This window comes from Kitasatospora sp. NPDC094015 (assembly GCF_040304075.1).
Taxonomy (GTDB): Bacteria; Actinomycetota; Actinomycetes; order Streptomycetales; family Streptomycetaceae; genus Kitasatospora.
In genome coordinates, this window is record NZ_JBEOUL010000038.1 from 44,937 (window position 1) to 60,256 (window position 15,320).

General features: G+C 75.7%; 14 protein-coding genes. 6 read left to right on the forward strand and 8 right to left on the reverse strand.

Annotation, left to right across the window (positions count from 1 at the left end; all coding sequences use genetic code 11):
* Positions 1–5: 5 nt before the first annotated feature.
* Entirely contained in the window at positions 6–632 is a 627-nt protein-coding gene (locus tag ABT014_RS30490) for a hypothetical protein (RefSeq protein WP_350642473.1), read from the reverse strand.
* 307 nt (positions 633–939) lie between these two features.
* Between ABT014_RS30490 and ABT014_RS30495 the strand changes: the two genes are divergently transcribed.
* From ABT014_RS30495 to ABT014_RS30520, 6 genes are all read left to right on the forward strand, one after another.
* Positions 940–1,689 carry a 2,3-dihydro-2,3-dihydroxybenzoate dehydrogenase gene (locus ABT014_RS30495; protein WP_350642474.1) on the forward strand — a complete coding sequence of 250 codons (750 nt, stop codon included), beginning with the start codon at positions 940–942 and terminating at the stop codon, positions 1,687–1,689.
* A gap of 136 nt (positions 1,690–1,825) precedes the next feature.
* Complete coding sequence (locus tag ABT014_RS30500) at positions 1,826–3,013, forward strand: isochorismate synthase (protein ID WP_350642475.1); 1,188 nt, start codon at positions 1,826–1,828, stop codon at positions 3,011–3,013.
* Entirely contained in the window at positions 3,010–4,599 is a 1,590-nt protein-coding gene (locus ABT014_RS30505) for a (2,3-dihydroxybenzoyl)adenylate synthase (RefSeq protein WP_350642476.1), read from the forward strand. The genes ABT014_RS30500 and ABT014_RS30505 overlap by 4 nt, the downstream gene beginning before the upstream one ends.
* 15 nt (positions 4,600–4,614) lie before the next feature.
* On the forward strand, positions 4,615–5,247 hold the full coding sequence (locus ABT014_RS30510; RefSeq protein ID WP_350642477.1) for an isochorismatase family protein: 633 nt from the start codon (positions 4,615–4,617) through the stop codon (positions 5,245–5,247).
* The gene (locus tag ABT014_RS30515; RefSeq protein ID WP_350642478.1) at positions 5,244–6,095 is read left to right on the forward strand and encodes an ABC transporter ATP-binding protein; all 852 of its coding nucleotides are present in this window, start codon (positions 5,244–5,246) and stop codon (positions 6,093–6,095) included. The genes ABT014_RS30510 and ABT014_RS30515 overlap by 4 nt, the downstream gene beginning before the upstream one ends.
* On the forward strand, positions 6,092–6,580 hold the full coding sequence (locus tag ABT014_RS30520; RefSeq protein WP_350642479.1) for a GNAT family N-acetyltransferase: 489 nt from the start codon (positions 6,092–6,094) through the stop codon (positions 6,578–6,580). Before ABT014_RS30515 ends, ABT014_RS30520 begins: the two co-directional genes overlap by 4 nt.
* Before the next feature lie 70 nt (positions 6,581–6,650).
* On the opposite strand, the gene ABT014_RS30525 is transcribed toward ABT014_RS30520, so the two are convergent.
* From ABT014_RS30525 to ABT014_RS30555, 7 genes are all read right to left on the reverse strand, one after another.
* On the reverse strand, positions 6,651–7,757 hold the full coding sequence (locus tag ABT014_RS30525) for a FecCD family ABC transporter permease (protein WP_350642480.1): 1,107 nt from the start codon (positions 7,755–7,757) through the stop codon (positions 6,651–6,653).
* Complete coding sequence (locus tag ABT014_RS30530; RefSeq protein ID WP_350642481.1) at positions 7,754–8,833, reverse strand: FecCD family ABC transporter permease; 1,080 nt, start codon at positions 8,831–8,833, stop codon at positions 7,754–7,756. Before ABT014_RS30530 ends, ABT014_RS30525 begins: the two co-directional genes overlap by 4 nt.
* A complete protein-coding gene (locus tag ABT014_RS30535; RefSeq protein WP_350642482.1) occupies positions 8,830–9,657 on the reverse strand; it encodes a siderophore-interacting protein in 828 nt (275 codons plus the stop codon). Before ABT014_RS30535 ends, ABT014_RS30530 begins: the two co-directional genes overlap by 4 nt.
* Positions 9,658–9,766: 109 nt before the next feature.
* Positions 9,767–11,518, reverse strand: coding sequence for an ABC transporter ATP-binding protein (locus ABT014_RS30540; protein ID WP_350642483.1), 1,752 nt, complete (start codon positions 11,516–11,518; stop codon positions 9,767–9,769).
* Positions 11,511–13,325: an ABC transporter ATP-binding protein gene (locus ABT014_RS30545; protein ID WP_350642484.1), complete on the reverse strand. Its 1,815-nt coding sequence runs from the start codon at positions 13,323–13,325 to the stop codon at positions 11,511–11,513. Before ABT014_RS30545 ends, ABT014_RS30540 begins: the two co-directional genes overlap by 8 nt.
* Before the next feature lie 83 nt (positions 13,326–13,408).
* Positions 13,409–13,633 carry an MbtH family protein gene (locus tag ABT014_RS30550; RefSeq protein ID WP_350642485.1) on the reverse strand — a complete coding sequence of 75 codons (225 nt, stop codon included), beginning with the start codon at positions 13,631–13,633 and terminating at the stop codon, positions 13,409–13,411.
* 70 nt (positions 13,634–13,703) lie between these two features.
* A partial coding sequence (locus tag ABT014_RS30555) for a non-ribosomal peptide synthetase (RefSeq protein ID WP_350642486.1) occupies positions 13,704–15,320 on the reverse strand: 1,617 nt, incomplete at its 5' end.

A 15,320-nucleotide genomic window follows, 5' to 3' on the forward strand; every position in this document is an offset into this window, starting at 1 on the left:
ACGGCTCAGCGCAGCCGCTCGTACAGCTCCTCGACGAAGTGCCAGGCCGCCGCGGTGTGCCGCTGCGGCCGGTACGGGGCCGGCTCCAGCAGCGCCCGGATGCCGTCGGGGCCTTCGGCGAAGACGCCGATGCCGTAGAAGGCGGCCGCCACCAGGAGGTCCTGGTGCGACGCTACAGCGCCGGCGGGGGTGCGGCCCAGCAGGACGGCGCGGCGCGCGAACGGCGCGTAGCGTCCGGCGAGTTGCAGCGGGTCGCGCCGCCCGGCGGCCCGGACCACCACCAGGTCGACGGCGAGCGGCCGGACGGCCAGCCGGGTCACCGACCGCTCCCCGGTCCGGGCCGCGCCGGCCGGCAGGGACCGGACCGCCTCCCGTTCGGCGGGGCCGAGGGCCGCGAGGTCGACCGGCAGGGCGACGGGGAGGGCGAGCAGGGTCTGCAGGGCGGTGATCCGGTTCAGCCGCTCGGCGCCGGCCGTCCGGCGGCGGTCGCACTCGGCCGGGTCGGGCCGGTGGAAGACCAGGGCGCGCGCCCCCAGCAGCGGCAGCTCGGCCGCCCGGACGCCGGGGCCGAGGAGCTGCGGGGCGGCGTCGCGCAGCGCGTCCCGCACCGCGGGTCCGGTCATGGCCGTCATGGGCCCACCCTGCCCTATCCGGCCGCACCGCCGCGCCACCGGGGCCGGCCGGCCGGGGAACTGCCCCACCATCACCTCGGGGCCGCCGCGGGGGTGGACCGGGTCTGACATTCCGGAGCAATATGGTTAGGCTAACCTTACCCTCGGCACCCTGCGTGCCGGCCCGGCCTCCCGTACCCCGACCCACCCGGAGAGCACCGATGCTGTCTCCCTCCCGCCGCCCGGCCACCCGCACGGCGCACCGCCCGCCGACCGGCCCGTCGCCGGCCCCCGGACAGCGCCGCCGCCACCGGTCGGAGGCCTGAGCATGGGCGAGCACATAGCCGAACTCCAGGGCCGGGTCGCCCTCGTGACCGGCGCCGCCCAGGGCATCGGGGCCGCCGTCGCGCGCGCCCTGGCCGACCGGGGCGCCGAGGTGGTGGCCACCGACCGTCAGGTCCCGTACGAGGGCGTCGCCCGACTGGACGTCACCGACGGCCCGGCCGTCGAGGCGCTGGTCGACCGGGTGGAGCGGGAGCACGGCCCGATCGAGATCCTGGTGAACGTCGCCGGGATCCTGCGGCCCGCCCCGGCACTGGAGATCACCGACGAGGACTGGGCCGCCACCTTCGCCGTCAACACCACCGGCGTGATGCACACCGGCCGGGCCGTCGGCCGCCGGATGGCCGCCCGCGGCCGCGGCAGCATCGTCACGGTCGGGTCGAACGCCGCCGGCGTGCCCCGCACCAACATGGCCGCCTACGCCGCCTCGAAGGCCGCGGCCACCATGTTCACCCGCTGCCTGGGCCTCGAACTGGCCCGCGACGGCGTCCGGTGCAACCTGGTCTCGCCCGGCTCCACCGACACCGAGATGCAGCGCGCGCTGTGGACCGACCCCGGCGCCGAGCGGCGGGTGATCGACGGCGACCCGGCCGGCTACCGGGTCGGCATCCCGCTCGGCCGGATCGCCTCCCCGGAGGACGTCGCCGAGGCGGTCGCCTTCCTGGTCGGTGACCGGGCCCGGCACATCACCATGCACGACCTCTACGTCGACGGCGGCGCCACCCTGCGTGCCTGACGCCGGGACGGCCGACCGGCCCACCGGCCGGTACGGCCGCCCCCGCCGGCCACCGCCGCGGCCGGCGGCTCCCCATCCCCAGCGACCACCCGACCCGAGTGCCCCGGTGTGCCCCACACCGGGAGGACGGAGCACCATGACCACGGCTTTCGAGGCCCACGACGCGACCGCCGCCGCCCTGCCCGCCGGCGGCGCGCTGCTGGCGGCCTACCGGCCGGGTCCGTCGACGGCGTTCTTCAGCGGGCCCGAGCACACCCTGCTCGCCCAGGGCGTCCGGCGGGCCGTGCCGGACCCGGCCGAGGCCACCCGGCTGCTGCACGAGGCCCGCACCACCGCCTCGGACAACCCGATCGTGGTCGGCGCCATCCCGTTCGCCCCCGGCCGCCCCGCCCGGCTGTTCATCCCCGAGCAGGTCCGCCGGGCCGCGCCGGTCGGCGAGGACCCGCTGCTCCAGCTGCCGATGGACCCGCCGCGCGACCTGGCCTGGACCCAGCGGCCGGTGCCCGCCCCGCAGGGGTACCTGGACGCGGTCGCCGAGGTGGTCCGCCTGATGGCCGCGGACCCGGAACTCAGCAAGGTCGTGCTGGCCAGAACCCTGGAGCTGACCGCCCCCGGCGGCGCCGACCTGCCCACCATGCTGCACCGGCTGATCCGCCGTGACCCGCGCGGCTACACCTTCGCCGTACCGGCCGGCGGCGACGCCACCCTGGTCGGCGCCAGCCCCGAACTGCTGGTCTCCCGGCGCGGCCGCAACGTGGTCTCCAACCCGCTGGCCGGCTCGGCCGCCCGCAGCACCGACGTGGCCGAGGACATGCGCCGCGCCGCCGAGCTGCTGGAGTCGCCCAAGGACCTCGCCGAGCACGCCTTCGTGGTGGACGCGGTGCGCCGGGCCCTGGAGCCGCACTGCACCGACCTGATCGTGCCCGAGCGCCCGACCGTGATCCGGACCGCCGCCATGTGGCACCTGTCCACCACCGTCACCGGCACCCTGCGCGACCCGGCCACCAGCGCGCTGGACCTCGCCCTGGCCCTGCACCCGACCCCGGCCGTCTGCGGCACACCCACCGACCGGGCCCGCGACCTGATCGGTACGCTGGAGCCGTTCGACCGGGGGCTGTACACCGGCGTGGTCGGCTGGGGGGACGCGGCCGGCGACGGCGAATGGGTGGTCACCCTGCGCTGCGCCGAGGCCGAGGGGGACCGTCTGCGCCTGTACGCCGGCGCCGGGGTGGTCGCCGCCTCCCGGCCCGAGCACGAACTCGCCGAGACCGGCGCCAAGTTCCGCACCTTCCTGCACGCCGTCGGACTGGAGGACACCAAGTGACGCTGTGGCCCGAGGAGTTCGCCGCCCGCTACCGGGAAGCCGGGTACTGGACCGGCGAGCCGCTGGACCTGATGATCCGCCGCCACGCCGCCGAGCGGCCGGGCCGGATCGCGGTCACCGACGGTGAGCGGCACTGGAGTTACGCCGAGCTCGACCGCCGGGCCGACCGGCTGGCCGCCGGCCTGCTCGCCCGGGGCCTGCGCCGCGGCGACCGGATCGTGCTCCAACTGCCCAACGTGGCAGAGTTCTTCGAGGTGTTCTTCGGCGCCCTGCGGGCCGGGGTGGTGCCCGTGATGGCGCTGCCCGCGCACCGGCGGGCGGAGATCTCGTACTTCTGCGAGTTCGCCGAAGCCCGCGCGCTCTTCGTGGCCGACCGGCACGCCGGGTTCGACCACCGGGAGCTGGCGGCCGAGGTGCTCGCCGCGGTGCCCTCGCTCGGCGAGGTGGTGGTGGTCGGCGACCCCGGCCGGTTCACCCCGATCGAGGAGCTGCGGGCCGAACCGGCGCCGGTCGCCGACCCGCCCACCGCCGCCGACCTGGCCTTCCTCCAGCTCTCCGGCGGCAGCACCGGCCTGCCCAAGCTGATCCCGCGCAGCCACGACGACTACCTGTACAGCGTCCGCGAGTCGGCCGCGATCTGCGAGCTGACGCCCGCCTCGGTCTACCTGTGCGCGCTGCCGGCCGCGCACAACTTCCCGCTCAGCTCGCCCGGCACCCTGGGCGTGCTGCACGTGGGCGGCCGGGTGGTGCTCGCCCCCGAGCCCAGCCCCGCCACCGCGCTCGCCCTGATCGAACGCGAGCGGGTCACCATCACCGGCGTGGTGCCGCCGCTCGCCCTCGCCTGGGCCGACGCGGCCGCCCGCGGCGGCCACGACCTGTCCAGCCTGGAGCTGCTCCAGGTCGGTGGCGCCAAGCTGAGCGAGGAGGCCGCCCGGCGGCTCGGGCCCGCCCTCGGCTGCCGGCTCCAGCAGGTCTTCGGGATGGCCGAGGGGCTGGTCAACTACACCCGGCCGGAGGACTCCGAGGAGACCGTGCTGACCACCCAGGGCCGGCCGATCTCCCCCGCCGACGAGGTCCGGGTGGTCGACGACGAGGACCGCGACCTGCCCGACGGCGAGCACGGCCACCTGCTCACCCGGGGCCCGTACACCATCCGCGGGTACTGGAACGCCCCGGAGCACAACGCCCGCGCCTTCACCGCCGACGGCTTCTACCGCACCGGCGACATCGTCCGGCGCACCCCGGGCGGCCACCTGGTGGTCGAGGGCCGCGCCAAGGACCAGATCAACCGGGGCGGCGAGAAGGTCGCGGCCGAGGAGGTCGAGAACGTCCTGCTGGCCCACCCGGCCGTGCACGACGTCGCCGTGGTCGCCACCCCCGACGAGTACCTCGGCGAGCGCAGCTGCGCGTACGTCATCCTGCGCCCGGAGGCCCCGCGTCCGCGCGCCGCCGAGCTGCGGGCGTTCGTCCGGGCCGGCGGCCTGGCCGACTACAAGGTGCCCGACCGGGTCGAGTTCGTCGTCGAGTTCCCGCACACCGGCATCGGCAAGGTCAGCAAGAAGGACCTCCGCTCCACCGCCCGTTAGAGAGACCACCCCACCATGGCCCTGCCCACCATCGCCCCCTACCCGCTGCCCGGCGCCGACCTGCTGCCCGCGCCCAAGGTGCCGTGGACGGTCGACCCGTCCCGGGCCGCGCTGCTCGTGCACGACCTGCAGAACTACTTCCTCGACGCGTTCCCCGCCGACGGCCCGCCGCTGGCGCCCGCGCTGGCCAACACCGCACGGCTGCTGGCCCACGCCAGGGCCCAGGGCATGCCGGTGTTCTACTCGCACCAGCGCGGCGGCCAGAGCCGGGCCGAACGCGGCCTGCAGTACGACTTCTGGGGCCCCGGGCTGCCCGCCGACGAGCGCGCCCAGGCGATGCCCGCCCAGGTCGCCCCCGCCGACGGCGACCGGCTGCTGACCAAGTGGAAGTACAGCGCGTTCGCCCGCACCGACCTCGCCGAGCAGCTGGCCGCCGCCGGGCGCGACCAGCTGGTCCTGGTCGGCGTCTACGCCCACATCGGCGTGCTGATGACCGCGTGCGACGCCTGGTCCCACGACGTGCAGGCCTTCGTGGTGGCCGACGCCACCGCCGACTTCTCCGCGGACAAGCACCTGGAGGCGCTCCGCTGGGCCGCCGAGAAGTGCGCGGTCGTGCTCACCACCGACCAGCTGCTGGAGGCCAGGTGACCACCGCCCGGGAGAGCACCGCAGGTCCGGGCCCCGCCGGGGAGCGCCCCAGCCGCCTCGGCGCGGAGCGGGTGACGCTGCGCTACGGCGACCGCGCGATCGCCACCGACCTGTCGATCACGGTGCCGGACGACTCCTTCACCGTGATCGTCGGCCCGAACGCCTGCGGCAAGTCGACCCTGCTGCGGGCCTTCGCCCGGCTGCTGAAGCCGGCCGCCGGCCGGGTGCTGCTGGACGGCGAGCGGATCAGCGCCCTGCCGGCCAAGGAACTGGCCCGCCGGCTCGGCCTGCTGCCGCAGAGCTCCACCGCCCCCGACGGCATCACCGTCGCCGACCTGGTCGCCCGAGGCCGCTACCCGCACCAGGGGCTGCTGCGGCAGTGGTCCCGGGAGGACGAGCGGGTGGTCGCCGAGTCGATGGCCGCCACCGACGTCCAGGCGCTCGCCGACCGCTTCGTCGACGAGCTCTCCGGCGGCCAGCGCCAGCGCGTCTGGCTGGCCATGGCGATCGCCCAGCAGACCCCGCTGCTGCTGCTCGACGAGCCCACCACCTTCCTGGACATCGCGCACCAGATCGAGGTGCTCGACCTGTGCGCCCGGCTCCACCGGGAGCAGGGCCGCACCCTGGTCGCCGTGCTGCACGACCTCAACCAGGCCGCCCGGTACGCCACCCACCTGATCGCGATGCGCGACGGCGAGGTGGTCGCCGAGGGCCCGCCCGGCGAGATCGTCACCGCCGAACTGGTCGAGCGGGTCTTCGACCTGCCGTGCCAGATCATCGCGGACCCGCAGACCGGCACCCCGCTGGTCATCCCGATGGCGCCCGGCCACCGGAGCGGGACGCGGTGAGGCCCGCCGTCGCCCCGGCCCCGGTCCGCACCGCGACCGGGGCCGACGCGGTCGCGCTGCACGCGCTGTCCGCGCCCTTCATCCGCTCCGGGGCGCTGCGCCGGCGCACCGTGACGGACTACCAGGCGGCCGCCGCGGAGTTCCTGGTCGCGCCCGGCCGCAGCGGCCTGGACGGCTGCGTCGGGCTGCGGATGCTGGCCCCGGAGCCGGGCCACCCCGCGGCCGGCGTGCTGTACAACTTCTGCGTGCGCGGCGAGCGCCAGGGTTCCGGAGTCGGCTCCGGGCTGCTGGCGGCCGCGCTCGCGGAGGCCGCCCGGCGCGGGGTGCGCACCGCCTTCACCGCCACCACCGGCAGCGGCGCGCTGTTCGGCCGGTACGGCTTCCGCCAGGTGCCGGCCGCGCTGGCGCCGGCCGCCTGGGCCGCCGGGCTCGACCCGTCCCGCGGTTCCCGGGTCCACGTCCTCGCGCTGCCGGCCGGCGCCTGAGCGACACCTCGGCCCCCGCCCGCGCCCGAAGGCGCCGGCGGGGGCCGACGGGTTGTGCGGTACGGACGGGTCAGGCGCGGCCGGTGCGCCACTGGCGGGCGATCAGCCAGATCAGGTAGCAGCCGCCGACCACCCCGGTCAGCACGCCGACCGGCAGCTGGGTGGGCGCCAGCAGCCGCTGGGCGGCGAGGTCGCTGAGCGCCAGCAGCAGCGCGCCGAGCACCGCGGAGCCCAGCAGGTTGGGCCCGGTCGCCCGGGTCAGCCGGCGGACGGCCTGCGGGGCGATCAGCGCCACGAACGGGATCGGGCCGGCCGCGGCGGTCGCGGCCGCGGTCAGGCCGACGCCGATCAGCACCAGCCACACCCGTACGCCTTCGGTGCGCACCCCCAGCGAGGACGCGACGTCGTCCCCCATCTCCAGCATCCGCAGCGGGCGCCCGAGCAGCACGGCGGCGGGCAGCAGCAGGAGCAGCGCGGCCGCCAGCGGGCCGCAGTGCTCCCAACCGCGGGCGTTGAGGCTGCCGGTGAGCCAGACCGCCGCGCTCTGCGCGTCGCTGAACGAGGCCCGGGCGATCAGGTAGGCGTTCAGCGAGGAGAGCAGCGAGCTGACCCCGATGCCGACCAGCACCAGCCGGTAGCCCTGGGTGCCGCCCTTGCGGGCCAGCAGGTAGACCAGGACGGAGGTGACCAGGCCGCCGACGACCGCGCCGCCGGCGACCGTGGCGGCGCTGCCGCCGATCACCAGGATGACGGCCAGCGCGCCGGTCGCGGAGCCGACGGTGAAGCCGATCACGTCCGGGCTGCCGAGCGGGTTGCGGGCCAGCGTCTGGAAGAGCGCGCCGGCCAGGCCGAGCGCGGCGCCGACCAGCAGGGCCGTCAGCAGCCGCGGCAGGCGCACCTCCAGGACGATGTAGCGGTCGGCGCGGGCACCGCCGCCGGTGAGCACGTCCAGGACGTCGGAGGCGGGCAGCGGGTAGTCGCCCGCGGTGAGCGACCAGACCACCACCCCGAGCAGCGCGGCCACCAGCAGCAGGCCGACCAGGGTGGCCCGGTGGTGCCAGCGCAGCGACAGTCCGCCGGGCAGGCGCAGCGCGGCCAGCGGGACGCGCGGGCGGGCGGCCGGCGGCTCGGCCGGGCGGGGGTCGGCGGGCCGGTCGACCGCCGTGGTGCTGTTCACAGTTGGGCGATCCTCCGGCCGCGGACGAGGGCGATGAAGAGCGGGGCGCCGACGAAGGCGGTGACGACGCCGACCTGGAGTTCGGCGGGGTGCAGGACCAGCCGGCCGATGATGTCGGAGCCGAGCAGCAGCACGGGGGCGAACACCGCGGACAGCAGCATGATCCAGCGCTGGTCCGGGCCGCACAGGTGGCGGGCCAGGTGCGGGACGGCCAGGCCGACGAAGGCGATCGGGCCGACGGCGGCGGTGGCCGCGCCGCACAGCAGGGTGACCGCCACCATGCCGAGCACCCGGGTCCGGCCGGGGTTGGCGCCGAGGGCGTGGCCGGCGTCGTCGCCGAGGGCGAGCGCGTTGAGCGGGCGGCCCAGGGCCAGGGCGAGCACGGCGCCGGCCGCCAGGAAGGGCAGCACCTGGCCGAGGATCGCGGTGTCGACCCCGGCCAGCGTGCCGACCTGCCAGTACCGGAAGCGGTTCAGGGTGAGCGGGTCGAGCAGGATCAGCCCGTTGACGAAGGCGGTCAGCACGGCGGTGACCGCGGTGCCGGCCAGTGCCAGCCGGGCGGGGGTGGCGCTGGCGCGGCCGCCCGAGCCGAGGATCTGGACCACGACGGCGGCCACCGCGGCGCCCGCGAGCGCGAACCAGACGTACGAGCCGAAGCTGCGCAGGTCGAGCAGGGCGGTGCCGGCGGCGACCGCGGCGGCGGCTCCGCCGTTGACGCCGAGCAGGCCGGGGTCGGCGAGCGGGTTGCGGGTGAGCGCCTGCATCAGGGCGCCGGCGAGGCCGAGGGCGGCGCCGACCGCGATGCCGAGCAGGGTGCGCGGGATCCGCGAGTGGTGCACCACGATCCAGTCCTCGGACGTGGGTTCGCGGTGCAGCAGGACGTGCAGCACCTGGGCCGGCGGGACGTACCGGGCGCCGATGGCGACGCCGAGGACGGCGAGCACGCCGAGCAGGACGAGGCCGGCCAGCAGCCAGCCGACCCGGCGGGCCGGGCCGGGGCGGGCCGCGGCGGCCGGGCGGCCCGGCCGTGGCGCGGGCCGGGCGGGTGCGGGGGTGTCGAGCAGTCGGTCCGTCATGCGTGCTCGTGGTCGTCCTCGTGGTGGTCGTGGTTCTCCACGCCGCGCTTCCAGTAGCCGTCCACGTCGACCTGTTCCTTGCTCAGGCCGCGCTCGCCGCGCAGGTGGCGGCGGATCGGCTTGAGCGTGGTGGCCTCACCGGCGACCCAGGCGAAGCCCATCCCCGCGGGGAACTCGGCGGCGCGGACGGCGCGTTCGATCAGGTCGGTGCTGCCGGCGGGGGCGGCGCCGCGGTGCAGCCAGGTCATCCGCAGGTCGGTGGCGGTCTCGAAGGTCTGCTCGTCCTCGGGGCCGGGCACCTCGGCGAAGGCGAGCACCTTGACGCCGGCGGGCAGCATCTCCAGCCAGCGGGCGAGCGCGGGCAGCGCGGTCTCCTCGGCGGCCAGCAGGTACCAGTCGTGGACGAAGGGGATCTCCTCCGAGCCGCGCGGGCCGAACACGCCGAGGCGCATGCCGGGTTCGGCGGTCCGCGCCCAGCTCGAACCGACACCGGTGCCGTGCAGCACCATGTCGATGTCCAGCTCCTGCTCGGCCCGGCGGTAGTGCCGGATCGTGTAGTCGCGGGTGATCGGCTCGACCGGGGCGTCCATCCAGGTGTCGTTCTCGACCACCGGCTCGACCGGCAGCTCCTCGCCGGGCCGGGCGAAGCAGAGCTTGACGTGGTCGGTCGGCGCCTGCTCGCAGAAGCCTTCGAGGGCCGGTCCGCCGAGCGTCACCCGCACCGTTCCCGGGGTGACCCGGGTGACCCGCCGGACCTCCAGCAGGCGGTACTTGAGCGGATGGCGGACGATCCGCATGCGCGGCGGAGCAGTGTCGACGGTCATCGTTCGGCCCAATCCGGTGGCAGGTGTGGCGCAGGTCCGACGTACGCCGGTGCCGCCGTCCCGGGCAGGCGGGACGGCGGCGCCGGCCGACGTCGATGATTAGGTTAGCCTAACCTGCGATCAGCGGACCAGTCGCCCGCTCGCCCGCCGGGGCGTCGGCCGCCGGGCCGTCACCGACCAGGCGCCCGCCGTCCAGCCGCACCACCCGGGGCATCCGGGCGATGGTCGCCGGGCGGTGCGCGATGACCACCAGCGTGCAGTCGGCGCGCAGTTCGTCCAGCGCGTGCTCCAGCCGGGCGGCGGTGGCCGGGTCGATGTCGGCGGTGGCCTCGTCCAGCACCAGGACGGCCGGATCGGCGAGCACCGCCCGCACCAGGCCGAGGATCTGCCGCTCACCGGCCGACAGGTTGCCGCCGCGCTGGCCGACCTCGGCGTCGAGCCCGCCGGGCAGGTCGGTGATCCACTCCCGCAGGCCGAGCTGGTCGACGGTCTTCTCGATCCGGGCCCGGTCCGGGTCGCCCTGGACCAGCGCCAGGTTGTCCGCGATGGTGCCGGACACCATCCGCACCTCCTGCGGCACCAGGACGATCCGCCGGCGCAGCTCCGGCTCGGAGATCTCCCGCAGGTCGGTGCCGGCGAAGCTGACGGCGCCCTGGTCCGGCGGGTAGAGGCCGCAGAGCAGCTTGGAGAGGGTGGTCTTGCCGGAGCCGGTCTCGCCGACCACGCCGGTGCGGCTGCCGGCCGGGAAGGCCAGCGTCATGGCGTGCAGCACCTTGCCGTCGGCGCGGTAGGCGTACTCGACGCCCTCGCAGCGCAGTTCGCCCCGGGTGGGCAGGTCGGCGCGGGGGGCGGGCAGGGCCGGTACCCGCGCGGGCTCGGTGGCGGCCAGCAGGTCGAGCAGCCGGGCCAGGCCGGTGCGGGCCGTCTGCACCTCGCCGACCAGCTGGGAGAGGTCGGCGAAGGAGTCGAACAGGTTGCGGCTGGCGACCACGAAGACCACCACGGCGCCGATGCCCAGGCTGTCGCGGCCGACCAGCCAGCCGCCCACCAGGAGCAGCACCACCAGGGCCAGGCCCTCGATCAGGCTGACCAGGTCGATCCGGTTCTCCACCCGCAGGGCGCGCCGGGCGGCGCGGACGGCGTGGGCGTTCTCCCGCTCGAAGCGCTTCGTCCAGCCGGGCAGGCCGCGCGAGGTCTGCAGCGCCTCACGGGCGGTCAGCGTCTCGGAGAAGGTGGCCGCGACGGTGGCCTCGGCGCCGGCCTTGCCGCCGAACGCCGCACCGGCGTCCCGCTGGAACCAGCGGGTGACCAGGAAGGTCAACGGCAGGAAGACCGCCAGCTGGACCAGCAGCAGCAGCCAGGAGTAGCCGGCCAGCACGACCAGGGTGAACACCAGCGTCGCCGCCGAGGCCACCAGGTTGCGCAGGTGCAGCCGGACGAAGGCGGCCAGCGCGGCGACCTCGCCGGTCGCCCGGCGCAGCAACTCGCCGCTGCGGTGGGTCTCCAGGAAGCGCAGCGGCGCGGTGGCGAGGTTCTCCACGCACTGCTCGCGCAGGGTTCGCACGACCTGCTCGCCGCCCTTGATCAGGAGCAGCTCGCCGACCCGGGCCAGCACCAGCTGGGCGGCGGCGAACAGCACCAGCAGCAGCACGGCCAGGCCGAGCGTGCCGCGTTCGCGGTGGGTGACGGCGTCGGCCGCCAGGCCGACCAGCGGGGCGACCGCGACCAGGGCCGCGGAGTCGGCGAGGCCGACCGCCAGCGCCACGGCCAGCCGGCGGCGGTGCGGGCGCAGGTACGGGGCGGCCCGGCGCAGTACCCCGCGCTGGTCGGCCTCCTCCTGGAGCAACGGCTGCTCAGCCACGGCCCACCTCCACGGCGCTGGGGGTCACGTCGGCGTCCGGCCTTTCGTTCGGGGTGTCCAGGGCGCCGAGCGGCGAGCGCAGCCGCACCACCCGGTCGGCGGCCTCCAGGACGGCGGTGCGGTGGGTGGCGAAGAGGATCGTGCGGCCGTCGGCCCAGGCCCGCAGCCGTTCCAGCACGAGCCGTTCGGTGGCGGTGTCGAGCGCCGAGGTGGAGTCGTCGAGCAGCAGCACCCGGGGGTCGCCCAGCAGGGCGCGGGCGATCGCCAGGCGCTGGACCTGGCCGCCGGACAGCGCGGAGCCGCCCTCACCGAGTTCGGTCAGGTAGCCGTCCGGCATCGCGGCGAGCTGGTCGTGGATGCCGGCGGTGCGGCAGGCCTCGTGCAGCGCCTCGTCCGGCAGCTCGCGGCCCAGGCGCAGGTTGTCGGCGACGGTGCCGGAGAGCAGGACGGGCCGCTGGGCGACGTACGCGATCCGGCTGCGGACCTCGTCCAGGGCGACCGTGCGCAGGTCGGTGCCGCCGTAGGCGACCGTGCCGGTGGCCGGGTCGTCCAGCCGGACGGGCAGCCGCAGCAGGGTGCTCTTCCCGGAGCCGGTGGCGCCGAGCACGGCGACGAACTCGCCGTGCGCGACCTCCAGGTCGATCGGGGCGAGCACGGTACGGCCGTCGCGGACGGCGCTGACGCCGGCCAGGGTGAGGGTGCCGGTGGCGGGCAGCGGCCGGGCGTCGCCGGGCGCGGGCTCGGTGACGGCGGGCAGGATGGCGAGCGCCTCGTCGATCCGGGCGGCGGCCACGTCGGCCTGGCCGCGCTCCAGCAGCCGGTCGACCAGTACCCGGGTGGCCAGGGTGACGATCGCCATCCAGGAGGTGTAGGCGACCAGGGCGCCGAACTTGAGCCGGCCGTCCAGCACGGCGAGCCCGCCGATGCCGACCCCGGCGGCGACCGCCAGCCGGGGCACGAACGGTGCCACGGCGGCCCAGCTCGCCTCGATCCGGGCGGCGACCACGGTGCGGCCGGTGACCTCGGCGCTGACCGCGTGGTGACGCTCCACCAGCGGGCGGTGGCCGCCGGTGCCGCGCAGGCCGGTACCGACCTGGAGCAGGTCGGCGACGGCGTCGGCGCGTTCGCCGTGCACCCGGGCCAGCTCGCCGCTGGCGGCGGCGAAGCGCTTGGGGAAGTACAGGTTGACCCAGACCAGGAACGGCAGGGTCGCCAGGGTGACCAGCAGCAGGCTCGGGTCGAGCGCGGCCATCGCGGGCAGCACCACCACGAAGGTGGTGCCGAGGACCACCCAGATCGCCAGGCCGTGCACCCACTCGCGGACCAGGTCGGTGTCGCGGGTGGCGCGCATCGCGAGGTCGCCGTGGCCGCGGGAGGCGAGCGCCTCCCGGTCCAGCCCGGACAGGTGGCGCAGCAGCCGGGAGCGCAGGTCGGCCCCGACCTTGGCGTCGGCGTAGCCGGCCCAGTACTGCCAGCCGTAGAGGCCGGCGAACTGGACCAGCGCGGTGGCCGCGGTGGCGGCGGACCAGAGCAGCAGGGCCCGGTCGTCGTGCCGGCCGAGTCCGTCGTCGAGCGCCTTCTGGATGCACCAGGGCACGGCCAGCAGCGCGATCTGCCGGATCGCGGCGGCGATCATGGCGGCGGCCACGGTGGCCCGGTGGGGCCGCAGCGAGCCGCGCAGCAGTGCCCGGGCCCGGCGGCGGCGCTCGGGGGAGAGCGCGCCGGGCTCCAGGTCCTCGTCGGCGAGTTGTTCCGCGGTCAGGGTGTCCGAGGGGTCGGCGGCGGGATCCGTCTGTTGGGTGCTCACGTCGATCGGTTCATCCGTCTGGTCGCTGCGGTCAGGGTCCGGGCCCCGGGGGGACGGCCGGTGGCCTCCCCCCGTGGGGGCCCTCAGGCGCCGGCGGCCGCGGAGCGGGCGATCAGGCCGGCCGGGCGCATGTCGGTCCAGGAGGCGTCGACGTACTCGGTGCAGCCCTGGCGGGTGTCCTCGCCGTGCACGACGGTCCAGCCGGCCGGGACCTCGGCGAAGGCCGGCCACAGCGAGTGCTGGTTCTCCTCGTTGACCAGCACGAAGTAGCGGGCGTCGTCGTCCTCGAACGGGTTGGTGGCGGTCATCTCGTACTCCTCGGGGTTCGCAGGGGGGGTCAGGATCGGGTTCGGGTGGTCGGGCGGGTCGGGGCCGGGGTCAGTCGGAGCAGGGGGCGGCCGCGCCCTCGGGGCGGCCGAGGGCGGTGTCGACCGTCCGGTCGACCAGGAACTCCGCCAGGCCGGCCACGGTCGGCCTGGCCAGCAGGTCGGCCAGGCCGAGTCCGCTGTCGAAGTCCTTGCGCAGCCGCTGGAGCAGACCCATCGCCAGCAGCGAGTGCCCGCCCAGCTCGAAGAAGTTCTCGTCGATGCCGAGGGTGGGCAGGCCCAGCACCTCGACGAAGGCGTCCAGCACCGCCTGCTCGCTCGCGTAGCGGGGCCCGCGCTGCGGTCCGGCCGTGGTGAAGTCGGCCGCGGCGGGGGCGGGCAGGGCCTTGCGGTCGAGCTTGCCGTTGACGGTCAGCGGCAGCGCGTCGAGGACGACGAACGCGGACGGGACCATGTACTCCGGCAGGCGCCCGGCAAGCATACGACGGACTGCGGCCGTGTCGGTAAGGGCACCCTCACCTGACACCAGGTAGGCGGCGAGGCGCTTGACCCCTGGGGTGTCCTCGCGGACCACCACGGCGGCCTGCGCGATCCCCGGGTGCTCCGCCAGCGCGTCCTCGATCTCCCCCGGCTCGACCCGGTAACCCCGGATCTTCACCTGGTCGTCCGCGCGCCCCAGGAAGTCCAGCAGACCATCGGCCCGCCAGCGCACCACATCACCCGTCCGGTACATCCGGCCACCCGGCTCACCGAACGGATCCGCCACGAAACGCTCCGCCGTCAACCCCGCACGGTTCAGATAACCCCGCGCCAGACCCACCCCGGCCACGTACAACTCACCTGGCACACCCACCGGCACCGGCCGCAGATACCCGTCCAACACATGCGCCCGGGTGTTCCAGATCGGCCGACCCACCGTCGCCGTCGCCGAATCCTCCGTCCCACCACCCAAGGTGTTGATCGTGTACTCGGTCGGCCCGTACAGGTTGTAACCCAACACCCCGGGCGTCTCCCGCAGCCGCGACCACAACGTCTCCGCCACCGCCTCACCACCCAGCAGCACCAGCACCGGACGGTGCCGCCCCTCCTCCAGCAGACCCCGGTCGACGAGCGCCTGGGCGTACGAGGGCGTGACATTGATGACATCGATGGCGTGCTCGGCGCAGTACGCGGAGAGTTCCTCGGCGTCGCGGCGCAGCGACTCGTCCATCACATGGACCTCGTGGCCCTCGACCAGCCAGAGCAGCTCCTCCCACGACATGTCGAAGGAGAACGAGACCGTGTGCGCGATCCGCAGCCGCCGACCGCCCGCCGAGGCCACCACCGGATCGAAGATCGCCTCCCGGTGGTTCAACTGCATGTTCGTCAGACCCCGGTACGGCGTCACCACACCCTTCGGCCGACCCGTCGACCCCGACGTGAAGATCACATAGGCCGGGGACTCCGGATCCACCACCACACCCAACGGCCCGTCCGGCAGCGCCGCCAGCTCCGCCACCACCTCCGGCGCGTCCAGCAGCAGGCGGGCGACGCCCGGTGCCTGCGGCATCCGGTCCTGGGCGGTGGAGTCGGTCACCAGGCACACCGGCCCGGTGTCCTCGACCATGAACGCCAGCCGCTCCACCGGATAGTCCAACTCCAGCGGCAGGTACGCCGCACCCGTCCGCAA